Origin of the sequence: Priestia megaterium NBRC 15308 = ATCC 14581 (assembly GCF_000832985.1) — a bacterium.
In the GTDB taxonomy this organism is placed as follows: domain Bacteria; phylum Bacillota; class Bacilli; order Bacillales; family Bacillaceae_H; genus Priestia; species Priestia megaterium.
Window position 1 is genome coordinate 1,083,377 of sequence record NZ_CP009920.1, and the last position, 22,768, is coordinate 1,106,144.

Below are 22,768 nucleotides of genomic sequence, written 5' to 3' on the forward strand. Positions count from 1 at the left end.
TGGACTGTTCTTAAAGGTTCTTATTAAGTTAATACAAGTATGCCATCACTTATGGCAGTTGTCAACTTCTTTTTTCAATAAGCTCTAGCATCTCATTAAACTCTTTTGGAGCCGGTGCTTCAAATTCCATATATTCATTTGTACGAGGGTGAATAAAGCCTAATACACCTGCATGAAGCGCTTGTCCGTCAATCGGAAGCGTTTTTTTCGGTCCGTACTTCGGATCCCCGGCAAGCGGAAAACCAATATACTTCATATGAACGCGAATTTGGTGTGTTCGCCCCGTTTCTAGCTTACATTCGACTAGTGAAAAATCTTTAAAACGCTGCAATACAGTAAAGTGCGTCACTGCATCACGACTGTTTTCATCAGTCACCGTCATGCTTTGACGATCTTGTTTATCTCGGCCGATTGGCGCATCAATTGTACCGTGATCGTGCGCAATTACTCCGTGAACGATAGCTTTATAACGACGCGTTACTGTTTTAGCTACAAGCTGACTAACTAGTGATTCATGAGCTAAATCATTTTTTGCAACCATAAGTAAACCGGATGTATCTTTATCAATTCGATGAACGATACCAGGGCGCATAACGCCGTTAATACCGGATAAATCTTTACAGTGAGCCATTAGGCCGTTTACAAGCGTGCCGCTATGATGACCAGGAGCTGGATGTACAACCATGCCGCGAGGTTTATTTACAACAAGCACATCTTGATCTTCATAATAAATATCTAAATCCATTTCTTCCGCTACCACATCAAGCTCTTCTAGTTCCGGCACTTCGATAATAATAGCGTCTCCTGTTTTACATTTATAGTTTCCTTTAACGGTTTTATCGTTCACTTTTGCGTGACCTTCTTTAATCCATTGCTGCACTTGTGAACGTGACCATTCTGCATTTACAGTCGAAAGTACTTTATCAATACGTTCTCCCGCTTGTTCTTCATTTATAACTGTTTCAATTACATTCATTCTTTGTGCTCCTTCTTCATTTTCCCTTCAAACAGCGTCATAATAAACATGATGATTACTCCGACGACAAGTGCCGAATCAGCTACGTTAAAAATCGGAAAATCATACGTAAAGATGTATGTATTTACGAAATCAACTACTTCTTTACGGACCACTCGATCAATAAAGTTTCCAATGGCGCCGCCTAACATTAATGCTAGCGCAATACCGAACCATTTATCTTGTTTTTTGAGCTTTTGAATATAAATTATTAAACCGACTACCACAACCACCGTAATCAGATAAAAGAACCACATCTGTCCTTGTAAAATCCCCCACGCGGCTCCTCTGTTACGATGAGAGGTAATGTAAAGAAAGTTTTCAATCACGGTGATGCTTTGTCCATAATACATTTCTTTTACAATCATCCATTTTGTTACCTGATCAATAAGTATAACAGCTAAAGCGATAAGATAATAAAACACACACGTTTTCCTCCCGCAATAAAATCAAACGAATCCATACTAAAGCATTTTAGCACATAATTCATTTTTTTTCTCGCTTCTCACCATAAAACAAATAAATCTTCATTTGTGCGGGCCGTCGGCATTACTTTTAATTTATGAATAGACATCACTTCGCCAGTTAGTTCATCAATTCCGAACGCACCAACGTCAAGCTTTGCTAACGCGTGTTCTACATCTTTTAAATCGGCTTTAATCATTTCTATTACGTAACGTTCCTTTTCATCTATATAACCAGATTGTTCTGTAGCATATCTCAATAGGCGATCTTGTAATTCTTCTTTAATAAGAGCTAATTCCTGTCCAATGGAAAGATAATTTTCATACATGCAAACGCCTCCTGTGCTGATAAGATGAAGTATTAATGATGTTAGGTTTACCGAGTTTTCCATCGAATCTACAACACAAGTTTTTCCTAAGGCTTTAAATGCTTTATACCATTGTATTTGGGAATTTCGTACAGCAAAAAACACGCCCAAAAAGGACGTGTTTTTGTTAATTACTGCTGAACGTAGTGATTTTTTACAACATCCGCACAGCGTGTACATAAAGTCGGGTGATCTTGATCTTCGCCAACTGTTGGTGATACAACCCAGCAGCGCTCACACTTCTCACCTTCTGCTTTACTTACAACAATTGAAGCATAGCTGAATTTTTGTGCTTCAGCAGGTGCTTCACCTTCTGCTACTTCAAGATCTGAAACGATGAAGAGTTGACCTACATTTTCAGAAATAGATGCTAACAGTTCTTTCGTATCTGCTGTTGGATATAGCGTTAATTTTGCTTCTAAAGACTTACCGATTACTTTTTCATTACGAGCCTGTTCTAGCGCTTTTAATACTTCATCACGAAGCTCCATGAATGCATCCCATTTCTCTACTAATTGATCTGCTCCTTCGATTTCTTGAACCTCTGGCATATCAACTAGCTGCACGCTTTCTTCCGTTACATTTGGAATGTGAACCCATACTTCGTCTGCTGTATGAGAAAGAATTGGAGACACTAATTTCGTTAACGATAATAACGTTTCATAAAGGACCGTTTGAATGCTGCGGCGCTCTACATTATTTTCTGCTTCGATGTACAATACATCTTTTGCAAAGTCTAAGTAGAATGAACTCATATCAATTGTACAGAAATTATGCACTGCGTGATAAATGCTTGAGAATTCATATGAATCATAAGATTTTTTCACTTTATCAATTAATTTGTTCAGCTTCACAAGCATGTAGCGGTCTACTTCACGAAGGTCTTCAACGGCTACAGCATCAGTCGTTGGATTAAAGTCCGCTAAGTTTCCTAGTAAGAAACGGAACGTGTTGCGGATTTTACGATATACTTCTGCTACTTGTTTTAAAATGTTATCAGATACACGAACATCAGCTTGGTAATCTACAGAAGCTACCCATAAACGTAAAATATCTGCACCTAGTTGTTTCATTACTTTTTCTGGAATTACAACGTTTCCTAATGACTTACTCATTTTGCGACCTTCACCGTCTAAAGCAAATCCGTGGCTAAGTACCCCTTTATAAGGTGCTTCACCCGTTACAGCTACACTTGTAGAAAGACTTGAATTAAACCAGCCGCGGTATTGGTCAGAACCTTCTAAATACAAATCAGCCGGACGCTGTAAGTCTTCACGTTCTTCAAGAACAGCTTGATGTGAAGAACCAGAGTCAAACCATACGTCCATGATGTCTGTTTCTTTTGTGAAGCGGCCATTTGGGCTTCCTTCATGAGTAAAGCCTTCCGGAAGCAAGTCTTTTGCTTCACGCTCAAACCATACGTTTGATCCATGTTCTCTAAATAGATTTGATACGTGTTCGATTGTTTCGTCCGTAATGATTGGCTCCTCATTTTCAGCATAAAATACCGGAATCGGAACGCCCCATGCACGTTGGCGAGAAATACACCAGTCGCCGCGGTCACGCACCATGTTATAAAGTCGCGTTTCACCCCAAGTAGGCACCCATTTTGTTTTTTCTACTGCTTTTAATAAATCTTCACGGAAATCTTTAATAGACGCAAACCACTGTGCTGTTGCACGGAAAATTGTTGGTTTCTTTGTACGCCAGTCATGTGGGTATGAGTGGGTAATGAAACTTAATTTTAACAGCGCGCCTTCTTCTTCTAGTTTGTCTGTAATCGGCTTATTCGCTTTATCATAGAATAACCCTTCAAATCCTGGTGCTTCATTCGTCATATGACCCTTACTGTCGACTGGACAAAGAACTTCCAAACCGTATTTTTGACCAACGATAAAGTCGTCTTCCCCGTGTCCCGGTGCTGTATGAACACACCCAGTACCAGCATCCGTTGTTACGTGATCGCCAAGAACAACTAATGAATCACGCTTGTAGATTGGATGCTCAGCTACTACACGCTCAAGTTCTGAACCTTTTACTGTACGAAGCGTCTTATAGTCAGCCCATTCAATTTCTTTAGCAACTGTTTCAATCAGTTCAGTTGCCACTACATATTTTGCTCCATCTGCTTCAACTACGCTGTACTGAAGCTCAGGATTGACAGCAATCCCTTGGTTAGCTGGCATTGTCCATGGTGTTGTCGTCCAAATGATGAATTTTTCATCTTGTTCAAGCACACCTTTACCATCTTTTACGTTAAACGCTACGTAAATAGAAGCTGAACGCTTATCATAGTACTCAATTTCCGCTTCTGCTAAAGCAGATTCACTTGAAGGGGACCAGTACACAGGTTTTAACCCTTTGTAGATGTAGCCTTTTTTCGCCATGTCACCAAACACTTTGATTTGCTGCGCTTCGTACTGCGGCTGAAGCGTTACATATGGATTATCCCAATCTCCGCGTACACCTAAACGCTTAAACTGCTCACGCTGGCCGTTTACTTGTTCCCAAGCATACTGTTCGCAAAGCTTACGGAACTCAGCTACCGTCATTTCTTTGCGGTTTACTTTTTTATTTTTTGTTAAAGCTGTTTCAATTGGCAAACCGTGTGTATCCCAGCCTGGTACATAAGGTGCGCAGAAGCCTGACATCGACTTATAGCGAACGATAAAATCTTTTAAAATTTTATTTAATGCATGTCCCATGTGAATATCGCCATTCGCATATGGAGGTCCATCATGCAGGACAAATAGCGGACGGCCTTCCGTACGTTTTTGTACTTTTTCATAAATATTCATTTCAGCCCACTGTTCTTGCATTTTAGGCTCGCGGTTCGGTAAATTTCCACGCATTGGAAATTCAGTTTTTGGCATCAATAATGTATCTTTATATTCCATGTTTTACCCTCCAAAAAAAACGTAAATTTCATATCTTTTTGTACCATAACAAAAAGACCTCCTCATCCCAAAAAGGGACGAGAAGGCCTCCCGCGGTACCACCCTAGTAGATTTGCTGTACGCAAATCCTCTTTGCATTCGTAACGTGAATAAACCGCCACTGCTTACTATCATCAGTTCAGCAATGGTACTCTAGGGTGATTTTCACTTTTTTGTTTGTTATCGAGCTCACACCATCCTCGATTCGCTTTGACAAACTAAAAAAGCTACTGTCCCTGTCTCCGTACTGTTTGATATGAAATTTCATCTGTTACCAAATTATATGACAACAAAACGTGAGAAGTCAAGATGATGTCTGGACTAGTCAATTTTTTCTTCTAGCGCTGGCATCTCATAATCCATCAACTGATCCCAGTCGTCGCTGTTTAACATTTCAAGCTGTGCTTCGATTAACATTTTGAAACGAGTTCTAAATACTTTAGACTGCTTTTTCGTCTCCTCAATGTCCATCGCAATTTTACGAGACTTAGACAGTGCTTCATTAATAATACGGTCCGCATTTTTTTCTGCTTCTTTTATAATGAGCTTCGCTTCTTTTTCAGCGTTTCGCTTCACATCTTCCGCTGCTTCTTGAGCAATTAAAATTGATTTATTTAACGTTTCTTCGATGTTAGTAAAATGTCCAAGACGATCTGTTAATTCAGATACTCTTCCTTCTAACTCCTTTTTATCACGCATGACCAGCTCATAGTCTTTAATTACTTGGTCAAGAAACTCATTTACTTCATCTTCATCATATCCGCGAAATCCGCGATTAAACTCTTTGTTATGAATATCCAAAGGGGTTAAAGGCATCTAGGCCACCTCCGTGTTGTCTCATTACGTCATTAGTAATGGTTTATTCGACATATTTTTAAAATTTCCTGCTAGTAGATTTCTTTATTTCTGCTTTCCTACAACAATTCGCCATTTTTCTTTTTTGGTTTTTCCTTCAAGTGAAACGATACGACTTCTGCCGTGACCACGAAGTGACAAAATATCACCTTCATGACATTCAAAAGAAGGCTGTTCAATGACTTTAAAATTTACTTTTACCGCTCCATTTGCAATAAACGGCTGGACTTTTTGTCTTGATAAATTGTGAATGGTCGACAGCAAAACATCAAGCCTCATTGAAGAAACTGTATAAACGTGTTCAACCAGCTCTTCTTTTACAACATGCAGCTGCTCTCTTTGAATAGAAGAAAGTGAAACTTTGGCTTTTCCAATTGATGTTAAATTCATCTCAATATAAGAAGAAATTTCCTCTGCAACTACGAGCTGAATATCGTCTCCCGCGACCAAAATATCGCCAAATTTTGAACGGCGCAGTCCTAAGGACATCGCCGAACCAAGAACTTGAGGATGTTCAATCTTCACAAACTTTTTAGGATAATTGAGCTCGTACATATGCAACTGAAAATCTTCACTTTCAGGTACATAGTAATCCGGGTATAGCAGCGCGCGCTTGCGTTCAGCAAACGGTTGTCCACCATCAAATGAAACTTGAACCTCTCCTTCAGTCCCGACAATAGCCGTCACAATATGCTGCTCTCTTGGATCTAAAAAGTCCGTTAGCTTTGGGCTGTATTGATGTAGGACATCTTCTTTCCACTGAAGAACCTGGTCAATAAATCCATGTTCTTCTTGCCTAAAATGTTCATAAATAGACATATTATTACTCCTACTATTGGTATGTAAAAAAGGAATCCAGCGATTCCTTTTTAAATAAATCCAACCATACTGTGAAGTGAACGTACACCTGCTTGTGCAAATCGTAGTAAAAAGATTGCGACAAGAGGTGAAATATCAATCATGCCAATAGGCGGAATGATTTTACGAAAAGGCTCTAAGTAAGGCTCACAAATGCTGCCAAGCAGCTGACCAAACTTAGACGCCCTTACATCAGGTACCCAAGACATCAAAATGTAAATAATCAGTGCCCATGAGTAAAGACCAATCAATTGTCCAAGAATCCCAAAAACGATGTCCAAAAACTACCACCTCTTTACGTTTGTTGTATCATGTTCTCCCATCATATCTGAAATGCTTCCGCTTACGTCTACATTATCAGGTGTACATAAAAAGATGTCGGTTCCAATTTTTTGAATGTCCCCGCCTAAAGCATAAACTGTACCACTTAAAAAGTCGACAATTCTTACCGCTTGATCTCGTTGAATGCGCTGTAAATTCACAACTACGACTTTACGATTTTTTAAATGATCCGTAATTTCTTGTGCTTCGGCATAGACGCGAGGTTCGCAAAGCATCATTTTTGATGATTTTTGAACGCTTTGCAAGCTAATCACGTTTTGCTGCTGATTCGGCTGCTGACTAGCTTTCGCTGGTCTCGACTGCTGTACAGGCTCTTCTACCGACTCTTCTTCTTCGTAATGTTCTTCTACATATTCAGTATCGTCATCAAGAGCAAAAAAACTTCTAAAGCGATTTTTCATACTCATCTTGAATTACACCTCCTTAACGTTCATTCCCAACTAACGTGGTTCCTAGTCGAATGAATGTTGCTCCTTCTTCAATTGCAATTGCATAATCGTTTGACATTCCCATTGATAGCTCTGTACACGGTGCATATGGCAAATTTAGTTCTTGTATACGACTCTGCAATTTTTTTAGACCTTGAAAACAGCTGCGAAGCGTAGACTCTTCATCTGTGTGAGGAGCCATGGTCATCAATCCGACCACTTGGATATTTGCAAATGCTTCAAGAGATTGAATAAATGGAATTACTTCTTCTACAGCAAGGCCATGCTTTGATTGTTCTTCGGCAACATTAACTTGTACAAAACATTTTATACGATGTTCTGCACGTTTATCAATTTCTTTTGCTAAAGATAATCGGTCTAGTGAATGAATATAGTCAACTTTATCAATCACATTTTTTACTTTTCTTGTTTGTAAGCTTCCGATAAAATGCCAGGTCGCTTTCTCACCGATTGATTCATACTTTTCTAGAAGACCTTCATCCCTGTTTTCTCCGAGATGTAAAATGCCGGCATCCACTGCTTCTGCTGCTCGTTTTGTGGAAACGTATTTTGTTACAGCAATCAGCTCTACATCTTCTCGATTTCGATTAACTTTTTTACACGCTTCAGCAATTGTTTGTTGAACTGCTTCTAGATTTTCACTTACGCTAGCTGTCACTATGTAATTACTCCTCCTTAAAGCCTATGAAGTTAAACATGCGTCCTGTTTTCCCTTGGTCGCGGCGATGTGAGAAGAACAGGTCATCTTCACAGCTTGTACAATACGACGATGTTAAAATTCGTTCCGGCAATACGCCTGCGTTTTGAATCAGGAGCTTATTGACTTTTTTTAAATTAAGCGCGTATTGTCCAGGACTTACTTCTTGATATCCATTTTGGCCAACTACTTCGTTTACTTGTGTAATGACGCGGTTATCGACGACATAACAGCAATCTTCAATCGAAGGGCCAATCGCCACGTAAATATCTTCAACCGGGACATTTTCTTGCTCTACCCAACGTCGAATCATATTTCCTGCAATATCTTTCACTGTTCCTTTCCACCCAGCATGAGCTAGACCTACTAAATGGTGATCAGGCGCATAGAAGTAAAGCGGAACACAATCTGCATAACATAAAGCTAACAAAATATCAGATTCATTTGTATAAATGCCATCCGTTGCTTTTATGCCCTCTTCATACTTGTAGAGTCCTTTTGCACAGTCGGCTTTTGTTACTTTTTGAACAGTTGCTTCATGTACTTGTTCAGCACATACAAAGCTTTCAAAAGACATGTCTAGTTCGGCTGCTAAAATTTTTCTATTTGTAATAACATCTTCTACGTTATCGTTTACGTGAAGCCCTAGGTTAAAAGAAGCAAATGGAGGTTTACTCACGCCACCATTTTTTGTGGTAAAACCAGCAACAAGTATATCATTCTTTTCTACCCAAGGGCTCAGCCACATAAACGACTCGTGATGGCTTTTTTTTAATGGCTCAGGATTCATGTATGTGACACATCCCTTGTTTCATTTGTTCTCACATATTGTACCACAGATTGCTAGGTGCTGTTGACAAAAAACTAATTCTCTTCAGGCTGAAATGCGTCTTTATAACGTACTAAAATGACATCAGAACCAATTTTCACAATATTTTTCCATGGAATCACAATTTCATCATCTTTTCCAAAGAAGCCCAATACACGAGAGCCTCCGATAATGACGGCCTGTATTTTTCCCGTTGTTAAGTCAATATCAATATCCCCTACATTTCCAAGTTTTTTGCCATCAGCTACATTCACTACATCTTTCAGCTGGAATTCTGAAATCTTTAACATGCTCTCTCCTCCTATAGCCAACTTTATTCCTTAGCCTATATATATTTTCAAATTTTCATTTCATGAAGGAAAAGCTTATTTTTTCTCTGCCATTCTCGTTCTATAGGCATTTTGTCCACTAATTACACATTTTTTCATCAAAAGACATTCTCAACGAGTAGCTAGAAGTCCTCACAGCAATAGGAAACCGGATATGAATATCTTTTGGTCATGTATTATACATTGATATATACAAAATAAGCACCGTGTCTGTTTTTATAGACACGATGCTTATTAAGTTGAACATCAAATAAAGTGAATGGTATTAATTGTATGAACGCGAGCAGCTGCCAGTTTAGATAGCTTTTGTTAACTTTGAATATTTTTATTCATCTGTTTAATAGCAGCTTTTTCTAAACGAGAAACCTGCGCTTGAGAAATACCAATTTCTTCAGCAACTTCCATCTGTGTTTTACCTTGGAAAAAGCGCTTTCGTAAAATTAGTTTTTCTCGCTCGTTCAATCTTCTCATACCTTCTTGCAAAGCAATTTCTTCAATCCAAGTTGAATCACGATTGCGTTCATCGCTTAGCTGATCCATGACATAGATTGGGTCTCCACCATCATTGTAAATAGGTTCAAATAGAGAAACCGGATCTTGGATAGCATCTAAAGCAAACACAATTTCTTCATGCGGCACTTCTAGGACTTTTGAAATTTCCTCAGCTGTAGGTTCCTTGGATGTTTCACTCATAAGCCTTTCACGAACTTGAAGAGCTTTATAAGCAATATCACGAAGGGAACGAGAAACACGGATTGGATTATTGTCACGTAAATAGCGGCGAATTTCCCCTATAATCATTGGGACAGCATATGTAGAAAACTTCACGTTTTGACTTAAATCAAAATTGTCAATGGATTTCATTAATCCAATACATCCAACCTGAAATAAGTCATCAACAAATTCTCCACGATTGTTAAAACGTTGGATCACGCTGAGTACGAGACGTAAATTTCCGCTTACTAGCTTTTCTCTTGCTGTTCCATCTCCAGCCTGCATTTGTTTAAACAACTTTCGCATTTCTTCATTTTTTAATACGGGAAGTTTCGAAGTATCTACTCCACAAATTTCTACTTTATTTCTTGTCAACTCTTTCCCTCCTAACAGGAGATGATGTTCTGAATTCAGTATCTCCTCAGAAGGAAAAAATATGCACTTTTACAATTCTGACAATTCCACGCTAAAAAAGCTGATTGGATAAGATGCTTCTCAGCCCTTATCCAATCAGCTTTTTTACTTAAACCATTTTATTAAATTCTTTTCGCAGCCGTTTAATAATTCGTTTTTCAAGCCTTGAAATATAAGACTGAGAAATGCCTAGCATATCAGCTACATCTTTTTGCGTTTTTTCTTCTCCGCCGGCTAGCCCAAAGCGCAGCTCCATAATTTGCTTTTCACGATCATTTAATTGGTGCAGTGCTTTCAACAAAAGTTTTCGATCCACATTCGCTTCTAGGTCTTTTGTGATGATATCTTCTTCGGTTCCCATCACGTCAGATAATAGCAGTTCGTTTCCATCCCAATCAATATTTAACGGCTCATCAAATGAAACTTCAGATCGAATTTTGTTGTTGCGGCGCAAATACATTAAAATTTCATTTTCAATACAGCGAGAGGCGTACGTCGCTAGCTTAATTTTCTTTTCAGGATTAAACGTGTTTACTGCTTTAATTAAACCGATGGTGCCAATGCTAATTAAATCCTCAATATTGATTCCCGTATTTTCAAACTTGCGGGCAATATAAACAACAAGTCGCAAATTACGCTCAATCAACAGCGAACGTGCTGCTTCATCTCCTGATGGAAGTTTTTTTAAGAGCACTTCTTCTTCATCTTTTGTTAAAGGGGGTGGAAGAGCTTCACTTCCTCCTATATAGTACACTTCATCTGTTTTTAGCTTAAGTTTAATTAACAATTTGTACCACCATAATTGAAATCGAATTCGATATGTAGCCATTTTGTATCCTCCTTTATTTGTTCACACCTTTTACGATGCGGAACTTACTTCTCCAATAACAATAAGCTTCGGATGAACAATACACTCATATTGCTTCTCCACTGAAAGCGTTGTATGACTAATACCTACTAATACTTTAGTGACTTCAATCGTGTTGGACTGATGCACCAGCCTTACCATATCTGGCTTTAGAGCAAGCAGCAACTGGTTGGCTTGGCCTACGCTTCGATAAGGGACAAAGCGGACTTTTGAATACCACTCTTGATCAATATCTTCGCTGTGTGAAAAGGATTGGACATTTTTGCTTAATTCCATTAAGCCTTCAGGCAATATTTCCTTTAAAGAATCTGCTGTAACAATCATAACCGGGGTTTTCGTCAGCGGATCTACAAGCTGGTTTCCACTATCAATAAGTCCTTTCATCGACAGCGTCTGTTCGTTTAAAATAACTTCCACATCTACCAGCTGATCAAATGTAATATTTTTCATTCGCAAATCATCAACTCGTGCTTTTGAAAAATAAGATAATAGCGGAAAACCGATAAGAACAAATATCCAGCTAATAGGATCACCAAACTGTGGAGATTTCGTATCAACCATTTGATTAAGAACAAGGAACTGATCTTGAAATAAAAAGTGAACGCCCATTAATCCTCCACCAACAACAAAGGTTGCAAAATAAAACGTTAATAAATTCTCAAAGAAAAAGCGCAGTCGTTTATAACCAAACGTCATCAATACCATAAAAAAAGAGAATAAAATTTTAATAGCAGGGTGAACCATAAGATGAGAAAAAGGCGTAAACATAAGAAGGACAATCAATGAACCGATAAAGCCGCCAAGCAAAAGCCTCCACCACTTGTAATTCCGTTTAAGTACAACTGCACATAACATTAGTAAAATCGTATCTAATCCAAAATTCAGCATCCATATTAAATCTAAATAGATTGGCAATGTTTATAACCTCTCCATTCTTTCTGAATTTTTCTGTTAAAAATTAGTATATAGTACATCCTATTAGAAAGTCTGTCAGTTCATGCCGAGAAACAAGCAGTATTTTTGAGGAAATCATTCGATATTTGTCACACCACTTTTAGAAAGAAAACACAAACCCTTTGAAGGCATCATATTGACCATGTCGAATGCTTTTTATATCCTTTTGGAGTTTTCTAGCTTCATGGCATAAAAAAAGACCTCTGTATAAAACAGAGGTCTTGGCTTTTTATTTTATTAGCGTCTACGATTACGGTTTCGTAAGAATGTTGGAATATCTAGCGCATCTTCAGACTGTGGCTGAGATGGACGCGTATATTCTTGCTGTACAGGTTCTTCACGCTTTACTTCACGCTTCGGCTGTGGAGCCGGCTGCTGTGTCGATTGCTGCATGCGATTCGCCGATAACGAAGGACGACCTGGTTTTGGCTGTGATAAATCTTGGTCACTAAAGCCAGTTGCAATAACTGTAACAACAATCTCGTCTTTTAGGTTTTCGTTAATAACAGATCCAAAGATCATGTTCACTTCTTGGTCAGAAGCCGAAGCAACGATATCTGCAGCTTCTTGTACTTCGTAAAGACTTAGGTTTGTACCGCCTGTGATGTTCATTAATACACCCTGAGCTCCATCGATAGATGTTTCAAGAAGTGGACTTGAAATAGCTTTTTTAGCCGCTTCAGCAGCGCGGTTTTCACCAGTTGCAATACCGATACCCATAAGGGCAGATCCTTTGTTAGACATAATTGTTTTCACGTCAGCGAAGTCTAAGTTAATTAATCCAGGAACTGCGATTAAATCTGAAATACCTTGCACACCTTGTCGCAATACGTTATCCGCTTCACGGAACGCTTCTAGCATTGGCGTGTTTTTATCAACGATTTCCAATAAGCGATCATTTGGAATAACAATCAGCGTGTCCACTGCTTCTTTCATTGACGCAATGCCGCCTGCCGCTTGAGTAGAACGCTTACGACCTTCGAACGTAAACGGACGAGTAACAACACCTACCGTTAGTGCTCCTAGCTCACGAGCAATTTGGGCAATGACTGGAGCTGCACCAGTTCCAGTTCCTCCACCCATACCAGCTGTTACGAAAACCATATCTGCACCTTTTAGGGCTTCTTGGATTTGTTCCTTACTTTCTTCAGCTGCTTTTTTACCAACTTCTGGATTAGCACCCGCACCTAATCCTCTTGTTAATTTAGCGCCGATTTGCATTTTTGTTTCGGCTTTTGATAAATTTAATGCTTGTGCATCTGTATTAACTGCAATAAATTCTACACCTTGGACGCCATGTTCAATCATTCGGTTAACCGCGTTGTTACCGCCGCCTCCGACACCGATTACTTTAATCGTCGCTAATTGGTCTACACTTGTATCAAACTCCAACATGATAGTTCCTCCTAATTCTTCGAAATTACCAATCCGTAACGTTAATCAAAGAAGTATCCAAAAAACTTCTTCATTAAATTTTGGTCATTTTTCCTTTTCGGCTGCTCAGCTGATTGTTGCGGCTGCTGTGGTTTCGGGCTAGGTTTGATCATTTCTTGCTCAATCGGCTCTTCTTCCACAACTGGCGCTCCAATTTCCCGGCCTTGTATTTTAGCATTTTTGTATGCAAATTTTATTAATCCTACGCCTGTTGTATAATGCGGCTCACGTACTCCAATATAATCAGGCACTGCTATGCGCACGTTATTCTTTAAAATCACTTGAGCTAGCTCAAGAATACCAGGCATCGCTACTACTCCGCCTGTTAAAACAAATCCTCCTGGAATATCTTTGTATCCTAGGCGATTTACCTCTTGCGTAATCATATCTAAAATCTCTTCTAGTCTAGCTTCAATAATATCAGAGATTTCGAGCTGATTAAACTGCTGATGCTGATCGCTTCCAATGATCGGTACACTAAATACTTCTTCTTCAGAAGCATGATCGTAGAAAGCATGTCCATGCTTTATCTTAATATTTTCCGCATCTTCAGTCGATGTGCGAAGGCCAATCGATAAATCCTTGGTAATGTGCTCTCCGCCAACAGCTAGTACATTTGTTACTTTCAAATGTCCTTGGTCAAAGATCGCAACCGTTGTTGAACCTCCACCGATATCTACCAGTGCGACACCTAAGTTTTTTTCATCACGAGATAATGCAATTGAACCAGCGGCTAGAGGCTGTAAACAAATATCACTGATTTCTAAACCAGCTCTTTCTACACAGCGTAATAAGTTATGTAAAACCGTTCTAGATCCTGTTATGATCGTGCCTTCCATTTCTAAACGTACCCCAATCATACCTCTAGGATCATTAATACCTTCTAAGCCATCTACAATAAATTGCTTTGGAATAACATCAATGATTTCACGATCTGGCGGGATAGACATGACTTGAGCAGCATCAATTACTCGATGAATATCTTCGTTTGTAATTTCACGATTCTCGCTTGACACGGCTACTACTCCGTGACAATCCTGTAAAAATACATGATTTCCGCTTATGCCCACTACAACCTTTTTAATTGTAATGCCTACCATTCGTTCAGCTTGTTCTACTGCTTTTCTAATAGATTGAACTGTTGCATCTATATCAACGATAGAACCTTTTTTTAGTCCGTGTGATTTAACATTCCCTACACCAATGATATTCAATGAATCGTTACTCATCTCTCCGATGATTACTTTCACACTGGATGTACCGATGTCTAAACTAACGTATATTTCATTGCTGTTCATTCTTTGGCACCTCCTTTTTCTTTCTGCACATGTCATCTTAATAAATTAAGAAGAACAACAATATTAATTTTTTATTATATGAAAATATTCAACAAATACATCTGTTTCCCTTTTGTAAAATCAATTTTTTTCAAGTTTTTCACAGACTTTATCTCTTTCAAAGAACAAAACGTTCTGGTTTTGACTTTTTTTTAGATTTAAGCCTAAAATTCACTGAAAAAAGCTATTTAACTACAAGTCTACACTAAGATGTACACTGAGAAAAGCGAAACTTACCTAGAACAAATATTACATTTCCATTTCACAGCAACGGAGAAGAAAATCATATGTATGCAGAATACTTGCATGTGATTATACAATGTACGAGGGCTAGTTTGCCAGTCTCAACTCATCTATTTCCTTTAATTAACACTTATAAAAAATAATTACTGCTTGCTCTTTTTATAAGGTTTAAATGCATATCCTTCTTCTAAATCAATAATACCTTTTTGATCATCACTCAATTTACTTGCAATAGCCGGGTAATGAACAATTTTATCAGAGAAGTTGCTAATTTTCCCGCTTACTTCACGCGTATCATTCATAAACACCTCGATGTGAAGAGGTTCTGATTTTGTCGGCGCGTAGTAAATCTCAGAAATAGCCCCTTTTATGCTCTTAGGCGTTTTAGCTAATTCTTGAACCATGCTTTGTATAGCGTCTCCGTCTTTCCAGTCAATTAGCAGCGGAGCGTCGGATGACACTTTCTTAGCACTTACTTCTTTTAGAACTTTCCCATTTTCATTCACAGGGAAATATTTATTCCCCGAGGTTACATATGCAATTCTTGCGTACTCTTTTACGTCGATTACGACCTTATTAGGAAATGTTTTGTGAATGACAGCTTCCTTTACCTCAGGGTTTTTTTCGACTTTTTCTTGAATTTGATCAGCATCAGCTTTCCAGTAGCTGGTTTTTTTGGACAGACCACTCGCTTTGACAATATCCTTATCACTTACATGTTTATTCCCTTGTACTTCAATGTTAGAAACATTACTCAGAGAAGATTGAGAATATACAATAAATAAAATAAGGATGAAAAAGAGTGATAAATACAAAATCAGCCGTCTATTTGCTTTTTGCTTTCGCTGTTCTTGCAGCTTCGGTACCCGATCTTCTAAAACAATTAACTTACCTTTTTCCATTTTTTTCACCCTTATCCATTTGAGAAAATAAACGAGGAATTACCATCTATTTATTTCCAATCTTTGCTTCATGAGAATATCCCCATTATAGCATAGAATAAACACATAAAAGCTACCTTTTCACGCATAACCATACAGCCACGGGCTGGGTAATTAGCGACCGATAATCTCAACTTCTGTATGAATATCAATATCGAATTTCTCTTTAATTGTTTTCTTAACATGAGCAATTAAATTCAGCACATCTGAAGCCGTTGCATCTCCTGTGTTGACAATGAAGTTCGCATGCTGTTCACTAATTTGCGCCCCGCCTACTGAAAAACCTTTTAAGTTGGACTTTTCAATTAAGTCTCCTGCATAATTTGGAAGCGGATTTCTAAAAATACTGCCTGCACAAGGGAAATTCCAAGGCTGTGTTTCGCGGCGATAGTCTTTATTTTTCTGCATGACCGCCACAATATCATCTTTCGTTCCCTTTTTCAAACGCAGCACGGCTTCTACACATACTCCAGGACGGTCTTTTTGTAGAATTGAATGACGATACGAAAATTGAAGCTCTTCATTTGTCAGCCACTCAAGAGTGCCATCTTCAAATAAAATAAGCGCTTTTTCGACTACATGAGACATATCAGAACCATGGGCACCTGCATTCATATAAACAGCGCCTCCCACAGATCCAGGAATTCCACTTGAAAACTCCAGCCCAGACAGACCTTGTTTTGTAATAACTGTTGCAAGCTTGATGCTAGGGTATCCCCCACCTACAGTAACCGTCTCTCCATCTACTGTTAAATCATCTAATCCGGCTCCGAGCTTAATGACCACACCTTCAATTCCCTTATCAGAAACAAGAAGATTAGATCCTCGACCAATCGCTCTCCATTTCACGCCGTGTTTTTTAATAATATCCATTGTAACTTTTAAGTGATCAACAGAATCAGGTTCTACAAGCACATCTGCTGGACCACCAATTTTCATTGTTGTATGTTTTGCTAGCGGTTCATTTTCACGAACCTTTCCAATATTCGCTTCGACTAACTCTTTTACTAACGCTTCCATAAGAACCTCCTAAAACCCTCTTTGCTGTTATAAAACTTTCATGTCAATGCGCCCTTACTTCTAATGCATAAGAATAATAAGAACAGATTCATAACTAAGCAGCAGCACCTTGTAAGATACCTTTTTTCTACCAAGGCACTCTATTCTGTTGTCAATTTCATCATTTTTATTTATCGTATGACATTCACCCATAGAATGTACGTTCATCTGCTATATAAAGTAATTTTGATTGTTTTTTTATCGTTTTTCATTTAGAAGTTAAACACATGCTGACAGTCATAAAAAAACGCTACGCTCATAAGTGCACATACGTTCACCTAATCACTAAGATAAAACATTTAACCTTACACATCATACCATAGTTGGACTCAAAATTGGTTATCACAACATTACATTTTAAAAACATTTCATACAAAAATATCATCTACCTGTAAAAAATCGAAAATAAACCGCCAACAAAATCCGGCGTGCACTTGGATTTAAGATGACGGTTTACTTCAGTAGACCATTGCCTACTTGACATTATACAATTTTTTTCAATTAATAGCGAGAATATCTACTAACATTTAACAAAACTCCAACTGCTGCCAGCATGAGCGTCAGCGATGATCCGCCGTAACTTAAAAATGGAAGCGTAATTCCCGTAACAGGCATAAGACCTGTTACCACGCCTATATTAATCATGACTTGAATCGCAACCATTGAAATAATTCCTAAGGCTAAAAACGTTCCGTAAAGATCAGGAGCTCCGAGCGCTACTTTAATTCCTCTCCAAAGCAATAAGCTAAACAAAAGAAGAACAAGCGTTCCGCCAATGAAACCGAGCTCTTCTGCCAGAATAGCAAAAATAAAATCAGTTTGAGGCTCCGGCAAATAAAAGAACTTTTGTCTGCTTTGCCCTAACCCTAATCCAAGCAATCCCCCTGGCCCAATTGCATAAAGAGATTGAATGATTTGAAACCCGCTTCCAAGCGGATCTTCCCAAGGATTTAAAAATGAAGTGATGCGTTTAATCCGATAAGGAGCCGATAAAACAAGCCCTACAAAACCGGCAACGCCAAGCAACCCAAGACCTGCAAAGTGACTTACTTTTGCTCCTGAAACAAAAATCATGACTAAACAAGTTCCAACAAGCACCGTTCCCGTTCCTAAATCCGGCTGCATCATAATAATGCCAAACGGTAAGAAAACCAGTAATAACGCCGGTAACATGCCTTTTCTAAAAGACGTAATCTTCTTCTGGTTTTCTGATAAATATTTCGCTAAAAATATAATCATAGCAAACTTCATAAATTCTGAAGGCTGAATCGAAAACGCTCCAACTCCTATCCAACTTTGCGACCCATTCCGTACTAGCCCTACTCCCGGAATCAATACAAGTACCAGCATAACAAAGCAAATGATTACAATTGGCTTCGCCCACGTACGCCACATCCAATAATCAATATTCATGATGACAAACATCGCGCATACTCCAAGCCCTGCAAATAAGAGCTGGCGTTTAGCAAAGAAAAAAGAATCATTAAACTTGTATGTAGCCCATACCGCACTTGCGCTGTATACCATGATAAGGCCGATGGTTAGCAAGGAAAGCGTAACGATTATGAGAAAAAAATCTGGGGTAGACCTTTTTGTCGACACTGTCACACACCTCTAAAAATAGATTAGGGCTAGTGTATTTTCTAGGTGTTTAGACAAGCCCTTATTTCAGTTTATGCACAGATTCAATAAAGATGTCACCACGTTCTTCAAAAGTTTTAAATTGATCCCAGCTTGCACAAGCAGGAGATAATAAAATAACATCTTCTTCATCTGAACAAGCATATGCTTCTGAAACTGCTTGTTTAACATTATCGACACGTTTTACAATTTGTATTCCCGCTTCTTTTGCTACGCGTTCAATTTTAGGAGCCGTTTCACCAAACGTAATCACAGCTTTCACATTTTTAAACTCTTCTTTTAAATCATCAAACTCATTGCCGCGATCGAGTCCACCTGCAAGTAAAATCGTCGGCTGCGAAAAAGCGGAAAGAGCTACTTTTGTAGCAAGCATATTCGTAGCTTTAGAGTCATTATAAAACTTGCGTTTGTTGATTGTCGTGACATATTGAACGCGGTGTTTAACACCAGCAAACGTTGTGAGCACTCGGTAGATAGCTTCATTTGAACAACCGTACAGCTTCACAACGGATACAGCTGCTAAAATGTTTTCTTGATTATGTTTGCCTGGCAGCACCACATCTTTTAAAGACATCACTTCTTCATCTTTAAAGAAAATGGTTTCGTTTTTAATATACGCTCCTTCTGTCGTTTGAGCTGTAACAGAAAAAGGTACTTTTGTCGCTTTAACATCTGCACTAGCTTTCATCACTAGCTCATCATCCGCATTAATAACGGCAAAGTCTTCACTTGTTTGATTGTTAAAGAGATTTGCTTTCGCTTTGATATATTCCTCTTTTGTGCCATGATAGTCTAAGTGGGCATCAAACAAATTCAATAATAAAGAGATTTTCGGACGGAATTTTTCAATTCCCATCAGCTGAAAAGAAGAAAGCTCCGTTACAATTACATTGTCCTTTGTTGCTTTTTGCGCCACTTCACAAGCTACTGTTCCAATATTTCCAGCAATCAACGGCTGCTTTTGATCTTCTTCTAACATTTTATAAATTAGCGTTGTTGTTGTTGTCTTCCCATTGCTTCCCGTAATTCCGATAAAAGGAGCTTCGCTAATTTCATAAGCCAATTCTACCTCTGTTAAAATCGGAATATTTCGCTTTAATGCTTCTTGCAATAGAACATTTGAATACGGAATCCCAGGGTTTTTTACAATAACATCCGCTTTGTCTAAAAGCTCAAGCGGATGATGTCCACACACAACTTCAATGCCCGTTTTTTCTAATTCCTGTGCTGCTGCGTTCTCTTCGTACGGTTTTTGATCATTAACGACTACTTTAGCACCAAGCTGTTTAACTAACTGAGCGGCTGCTAAACCGCTCTTGGCTAACCCTAAAATAAGTACTTGTTTACCTTGATACGTATTGACTGATTTCATTTAAATCCACACCTCGATATAAATTCCAAGCATTGCAAATAATAGTCCTACAGCCCAAAAAGTCATAACTACGCGCCATTCCGACCAGCCGCTTAGCTCGTAATGGTGATGAAGCGGGCTCATTTTAAACACACGTTTTCCTGTTGTTTTGAAAGATGCGACTTGAATAATAACAGATAGTGTTTCAATAACAAACACACCACCGATAATAACAAGCAAGAATTCCATTTTCATTAAAACAGCCACCGTAGCGATAGCTCCTCCTAGCGCTAAAGAACCCGTATCTCCCATAAATACTTTTGCAGGATGGGCATTAAAAACTAAAAACCCTAACACAGCTCCTACTACAGCAACTGAGAAAATAGATAATTCAAACTGCTCTGCATTCCAAGCAAGAACTGCAAATGCACCAAAAGCAATCGCACTTGTACCAGATACAAGTCCGTCTAATCCATCCGTCAAGTTAACCGCGTTTGAAAAACCAACAAGCCAGATGATGAGGAAAACAACATAAAACCAACCTAAATCGATTGGGTCTTTAATTCCAGGAATCGTCACTTCAGTTGAAAACTCAAACTGTCTTGCAATAAAGTAAAAAATAATTGAAATGACAACCTGACCTAAAAACTTTTGTTTAGATGTTAATCCAAGGTTACGCTTTAACACTACTTTTATAAAATCATCTAAAAATCCTAATAAACCAAATCCGATTGTGACAAATAATAATAGAAACGTCTTATATGTAAGTTCTGCATACTGATTGACCATAATAAGAGTTGCCACAATAATAGATAATAAAATCATGATACCGCCCATTGTAGGTGTACCTGATTTTTTCTGGTGAGATTTCGGGCCTTCATCACGAATACTTTGACCAAACTTTAATCTTCTTAAGAAGGGAATAAAAATCGGCGACAATACAACCGTAATCAAAAAGGCTACGCCGATTGTCAATAAAATTGATTGTTCTAGCACGATGTCCCCTCCTTAACTTCCAACTCATTCCGACTCATTTTGTTCTCTACCCATTTCATTACTACTTTCGCTCCTCAATCATTTTGCGTGCTACTTCTCGATCGTCAAAATCGAATACTTTTTTACCAATAATTTGATAGGTCTCGTGCCCTTTTCCAGCAATGACAATAACATCATCTGCATGCGCTGTTTCCACTGCATAGCGAATAGCTTCTGCACGATCAGCAATCGTCACATAGTTATCTGTATCCAAACCTTCTTCCATATCTTTTAAAATAGCCAATGGATCTTCACTTCGTGGATTATCAGATGTCAAAATAGCTTGTGTACTGTATTCAGCTGCAATTCGAGCCATGATTGGTCGTTTTGTACGATCTCGATCTCCGCCACAACCAACAATAACATATATATTGCGTTTTGCGAATTCTTTTACAGTTTTTAACACGTTCTCTAAGCTGTCCGGCGTATGGGCATAATCAACGATAACCGTAAAATCTTGCTCCGCATCAACCACTTCAAAACGCCCAGACACGCCTTCTAACACTTTTATTTCCTCGACAATAACTGACAGAGGGATACCTGATACTAAACATGAAGCCGTAGCCGCTAATACGTTGTAGACGCTGAATTTCCCAATAAGCTTCATCTCTACACGAACCGTTTCTGTCGGTGTTGTTAAGTCGAACGTTGTGCCGCTGTTTGTAATTTGAATATTGGTTGCACGAATATCACTTTCACGGTCAATACCATAGGTAATCACTGTAGCAGCCGTGTTTTTAATATATTCCTCGGTTGCCGCATCATCAGCATTAAGAACAGCAAATTTAGGACGATCATGGTTATAAGCGTTTCCTAACTGTGCAAACAGCAACCCTTTAGCACGACGATAATCTTCCATTGTATGATGATAGTCCAGGTGATCTTGCGTTAAGTTACTAAATACCGCAACATCAAAGTCGCACCCGTGTACGCGTCCTAAGTCAAGTGCATGAGATGATACTTCCATCATCGCTACTTCTACATTCTCCTCCACCATTTGGTGAAATGTTTTTTGGAGCGTCAGCGATTCAGGCGTTGTGTTTTTCACATCATAAGACGTATCACCAATACGAATTTCAATCGTTCCAATTAGACCCGTCTTTTTATGTTGTGATTTAAAGATATGCTCAATTAAATGTGTAATCGTTGTTTTTCCATTTGTGCCTGTTACACCAATTAAATGCATTTTTTGTGTGGGCTGATTGTAAAAAGCATCCGCTAGCACTGCCATTGCTCGTTTTGTACTCTTCACACGTACAACAGGCACTTCTACATCCACAGGCTTTTCTGCTAAGATTGCTACTGCCCCTTTTTCCACAGCCATCTGTGCAAAGTTATGGCCATCAACCGTATAGCCGTCTATACAAATGAACAATGCTCCCGGCTTAACTTCTCTTGAATCCATTTCAATTGACGTAATATCAATATTCTGTTCAGGAAGCTGAACAAAATCATGTAAATGTGTTAGTAGTTCTCGTAAATCCATTCCTACCATGTCCTCTCTATTTGTAAAGTGAAACGTTTGTTATAAGACGCTATGGCAACTATTCTTCTTTTTCTAGCACCTAACCTATTACATTTTACAGAAAAAGAAGCCCGGAGGGAACACCCCCAAGGCTTATTTGTTGATTTCAT

General features: G+C 38.7%; 22 protein-coding genes and 1 other annotated feature. All 22 genes read right to left on the reverse strand.

Features of this window, described 5'->3' with window-relative positions:
- Nucleotides 1–61: 61 nt before the first annotated feature.
- Nucleotides 62–976: an RluA family pseudouridine synthase gene (locus tag BG04_RS06080; RefSeq protein WP_013058941.1), complete on the reverse strand. Its 915-nt coding sequence runs from the start codon at nucleotides 974–976 to the stop codon at nucleotides 62–64.
- A complete protein-coding gene (gene lspA / locus BG04_RS06085) occupies nucleotides 973–1,440 on the reverse strand; it encodes a signal peptidase II (protein WP_013084844.1) in 468 nt (155 codons plus the stop codon). The genes BG04_RS06080 and lspA overlap by 4 nt, the downstream gene beginning before the upstream one ends.
- Nucleotides 1,441–1,520: 80 nt before the next feature.
- Nucleotides 1,521–1,808, reverse strand: a complete 288-nt coding sequence (locus BG04_RS06090; protein ID WP_013084845.1) for a conjugal transfer protein TraR — start codon at nucleotides 1,806–1,808, stop codon at nucleotides 1,521–1,523.
- 170 nt (nucleotides 1,809–1,978) lie between these two features.
- On the reverse strand, nucleotides 1,979–4,744 hold the full coding sequence (gene ileS, locus BG04_RS06095; RefSeq protein ID WP_034649157.1) for an isoleucine--tRNA ligase: 2,766 nt from the start codon (nucleotides 4,742–4,744) through the stop codon (nucleotides 1,979–1,981).
- A 70-nt stretch (nucleotides 4,745–4,814) separates the two neighbouring features.
- Nucleotides 4,815–5,035: a binding site (T-box leader), on the reverse strand.
- Nucleotides 5,036–5,104: 69 nt separating this feature from the next.
- On the reverse strand, nucleotides 5,105–5,599 hold the full coding sequence (locus BG04_RS06100) for a DivIVA domain-containing protein (RefSeq protein ID WP_013058945.1): 495 nt from the start codon (nucleotides 5,597–5,599) through the stop codon (nucleotides 5,105–5,107).
- A gap of 84 nt (nucleotides 5,600–5,683) precedes the next feature.
- A complete protein-coding gene (locus tag BG04_RS06105) occupies nucleotides 5,684–6,457 on the reverse strand; it encodes a YlmH family RNA-binding protein (protein WP_034649154.1) in 774 nt (257 codons plus the stop codon).
- Between the two features lie 50 nt (nucleotides 6,458–6,507).
- Complete coding sequence (locus BG04_RS06110; RefSeq protein ID WP_014458382.1) at nucleotides 6,508–6,777, reverse strand: YggT family protein; 270 nt, start codon at nucleotides 6,775–6,777, stop codon at nucleotides 6,508–6,510.
- Between the two features lie 3 nt (nucleotides 6,778–6,780).
- A complete protein-coding gene (locus tag BG04_RS06115) occupies nucleotides 6,781–7,245 on the reverse strand; it encodes a cell division protein SepF (RefSeq protein ID WP_013058948.1) in 465 nt (154 codons plus the stop codon).
- Nucleotides 7,246–7,261: 16 nt separating this feature from the next.
- Nucleotides 7,262–7,945 (reverse strand): YggS family pyridoxal phosphate-dependent enzyme, encoded by a 684-nt coding sequence (locus BG04_RS06120; protein WP_034649152.1) that lies wholly within the window; start codon nucleotides 7,943–7,945, stop codon nucleotides 7,262–7,264.
- A 7-nt stretch (nucleotides 7,946–7,952) separates the two neighbouring features.
- Nucleotides 7,953–8,774 (reverse strand): peptidoglycan editing factor PgeF, encoded by an 822-nt coding sequence (gene pgeF / locus BG04_RS06125; RefSeq protein WP_034649149.1) that lies wholly within the window; start codon nucleotides 8,772–8,774, stop codon nucleotides 7,953–7,955.
- Between the two features lie 74 nt (nucleotides 8,775–8,848).
- Nucleotides 8,849–9,103, reverse strand: a complete 255-nt coding sequence (locus BG04_RS06130; protein WP_013058951.1) for a YlmC/YmxH family sporulation protein — start codon at nucleotides 9,101–9,103, stop codon at nucleotides 8,849–8,851.
- A gap of 348 nt (nucleotides 9,104–9,451) precedes the next feature.
- A complete protein-coding gene (gene sigG, locus BG04_RS06135) occupies nucleotides 9,452–10,231 on the reverse strand; it encodes an RNA polymerase sporulation sigma factor SigG (RefSeq protein ID WP_013058952.1) in 780 nt (259 codons plus the stop codon).
- A gap of 148 nt (nucleotides 10,232–10,379) precedes the next feature.
- Complete coding sequence (gene sigE / locus BG04_RS06140) at nucleotides 10,380–11,099, reverse strand: RNA polymerase sporulation sigma factor SigE (RefSeq protein ID WP_013058953.1); 720 nt, start codon at nucleotides 11,097–11,099, stop codon at nucleotides 10,380–10,382.
- Nucleotides 11,100–11,129: 30 nt separating this feature from the next.
- Nucleotides 11,130–12,053 (reverse strand): sigma-E processing peptidase SpoIIGA, encoded by a 924-nt coding sequence (gene spoIIGA / locus BG04_RS06145; protein ID WP_013084851.1) that lies wholly within the window; start codon nucleotides 12,051–12,053, stop codon nucleotides 11,130–11,132.
- A gap of 276 nt (nucleotides 12,054–12,329) precedes the next feature.
- Nucleotides 12,330–13,487 carry a cell division protein FtsZ gene (gene ftsZ, locus BG04_RS06150; protein WP_013058955.1) on the reverse strand — a complete coding sequence of 386 codons (1,158 nt, stop codon included), beginning with the start codon at nucleotides 13,485–13,487 and terminating at the stop codon, nucleotides 12,330–12,332.
- Between the two features lie 41 nt (nucleotides 13,488–13,528).
- On the reverse strand, nucleotides 13,529–14,824 hold the full coding sequence (gene ftsA / locus BG04_RS06155) for a cell division protein FtsA (protein WP_034649146.1): 1,296 nt from the start codon (nucleotides 14,822–14,824) through the stop codon (nucleotides 13,529–13,531).
- A gap of 425 nt (nucleotides 14,825–15,249) precedes the next feature.
- The gene (locus tag BG04_RS06160; protein ID WP_016765445.1) at nucleotides 15,250–16,008 is read right to left on the reverse strand and encodes a cell division protein FtsQ/DivIB; all 759 of its coding nucleotides are present in this window, start codon (nucleotides 16,006–16,008) and stop codon (nucleotides 15,250–15,252) included.
- A 153-nt stretch (nucleotides 16,009–16,161) separates the two neighbouring features.
- The gene (gene murB / locus BG04_RS06165; RefSeq protein ID WP_013058958.1) at nucleotides 16,162–17,067 is read right to left on the reverse strand and encodes a UDP-N-acetylmuramate dehydrogenase; all 906 of its coding nucleotides are present in this window, start codon (nucleotides 17,065–17,067) and stop codon (nucleotides 16,162–16,164) included.
- A 540-nt stretch (nucleotides 17,068–17,607) separates the two neighbouring features.
- Complete coding sequence (gene spoVE / locus BG04_RS06170) at nucleotides 17,608–18,708, reverse strand: stage V sporulation protein E (protein WP_013058959.1); 1,101 nt, start codon at nucleotides 18,706–18,708, stop codon at nucleotides 17,608–17,610.
- Between the two features lie 61 nt (nucleotides 18,709–18,769).
- A complete protein-coding gene (murD, locus tag BG04_RS06175; RefSeq protein ID WP_034649143.1) occupies nucleotides 18,770–20,119 on the reverse strand; it encodes a UDP-N-acetylmuramoyl-L-alanine--D-glutamate ligase in 1,350 nt (449 codons plus the stop codon).
- Entirely contained in the window at nucleotides 20,120–21,094 is a 975-nt protein-coding gene (gene mraY / locus BG04_RS06180) for a phospho-N-acetylmuramoyl-pentapeptide-transferase (protein ID WP_013058961.1), read from the reverse strand.
- Nucleotides 21,095–21,155: 61 nt separating this feature from the next.
- Nucleotides 21,156–22,619 carry a UDP-N-acetylmuramoyl-L-alanyl-D-glutamate--2,6-diaminopimelate ligase gene (locus BG04_RS06185; RefSeq protein WP_034654986.1) on the reverse strand — a complete coding sequence of 488 codons (1,464 nt, stop codon included), beginning with the start codon at nucleotides 22,617–22,619 and terminating at the stop codon, nucleotides 21,156–21,158.
- Nucleotides 22,620–22,768: the final 149 nt, after the last annotated feature.